Origin of the sequence: Kitasatospora sp. NPDC101801 (assembly GCF_044766665.1) — a bacterium.
In the GTDB taxonomy this organism is placed as follows: domain Bacteria; phylum Actinomycetota; class Actinomycetes; order Streptomycetales; family Streptomycetaceae; genus Kitasatospora.
Map to the genome: position 1 here is coordinate 1 of NZ_JBIWML010000101.1, position 1,485 is coordinate 1,485.

Here is a 1,485-nt window from a genome sequence, read left to right on the forward strand (position 1 = left end):
TATTGCTGCAATGACACGACTTCGGTGGTGTACTTGAGCCCCGCTACATTGTCGGCGCGGAATCACTTGACCAGTGAGCTATTACGCACTCTTTCAAGGGTGGCTGCTTCTAAGCCAACCTCCTGGTTGTCTCTGCGACTCCACATCCTTTCCCACTTAGCACACGCTTAGGGACCTTAGTCGGTGTTCTGGGCTGTTTCCCTCTCGACCATGGAGCTTATCCCCCACAGTCTCACTGCCACGCTCTCACTTACCGGCATTCGGAGTTTGGCTAAGGTCAGTAACCCGGTGAGGCCCATCGCCTATCCAGTGCTCTACCTCCGGCAAGAAACACGTGACGCTGCACCTAAATGCATTTCGGGGAGAACCAGCTATCACGGAGTTTGATTGGCCTTTCACCCCTAACCACAGGTCATCCCCCAGGTTTTCAACCCTGGTGGGTTCGGTCCTCCACGAAGTCTTACCTCCGCTTCAACCTGCCCATGGCTAGATCACTCCGCTTCGGGTCTTGGGCATGCAACTGTATCGCCCTATTCGGACTCGCTTTCGCTACGGCTACCCCACACGGGTTAACCTCGCTACACACCGCAAACTCGCAGGCTCATTCTTCAAAAGGCACGCAGTCACGAGACAATGGGCAAGCCCACTGTCCGACGCTCCCACGGCTTGTAGGCACACGGTTTCAGGTACTATTTCACTCCGCTCCCGCGGTACTTTTCACCATTCCCTCACGGTACTATCCGCTATCGGTCACTAGGGAATATTTAGGCTTAGCGGGTGGTCCCGCCAGATTCACACGGAATTTCTCGGGCTCCGTGCTACTTGGGAGAAGCTCAAGTGAGCCGCACAGATTTCGTCTACGGGGGTCTTACCCTCTACGCCGGACCTTTCGCATGTCCTTCGACTATCCATACGGTTTCTGACTCACCGACCGGCCGGCAGACCAATCAAGAACTTTCCCACGACCCCGCTCTGGCAACCCCTGCCGGGTCTCACACCAAAACGGTTTAGCCTCATCCGGTTTCGCTCGCCACTACTCCCGGAATCACGGTTGTTTTCTCTTCCTGAGGGTACTGAGATGTTTCACTTCCCCTCGTTCCCTCCACACACCCTATGTGTTCAGGTGCGGGTGACAGCCCATGACGACTGCCGGGTTTCCCCATTCGGAAACCCCCGGATCAAAGCCTGGTTGACGGCTCCCCGGGGACTATCGTGGCCTCCCACGTCCTTCATCGGTTCCTAGTGCCAAGGCATCCACCGTGCGCCCTTAAAAACTTGGCCACAGATGCTCGCGTCCACTGTGCAGTTCTCAAACAACGACCAGACACCCACCTTGATGCTCAAACAGAGCACTTCCAGTAGGACCGGCACTGAAGCAACGACCATGACAGCCGTTCCCTCAGGACCCAACAACGTGCCCGACACACCCGACCTCACCGACCCCGCTTTCCACGCACCGAAGTGCAGTACTCGCAAGGCCAACAG

Annotated in this window: 1 rRNA gene; it reads right to left on the reverse strand. The window is 56.6% G+C overall.

Annotated features, from left to right (window positions below):
* Positions 1–1,281, reverse strand: a 23S ribosomal RNA gene (locus ACIRPK_RS36875); the annotation flags it as partial.
* Positions 1,282–1,485 lie beyond the last annotated feature (204 nt).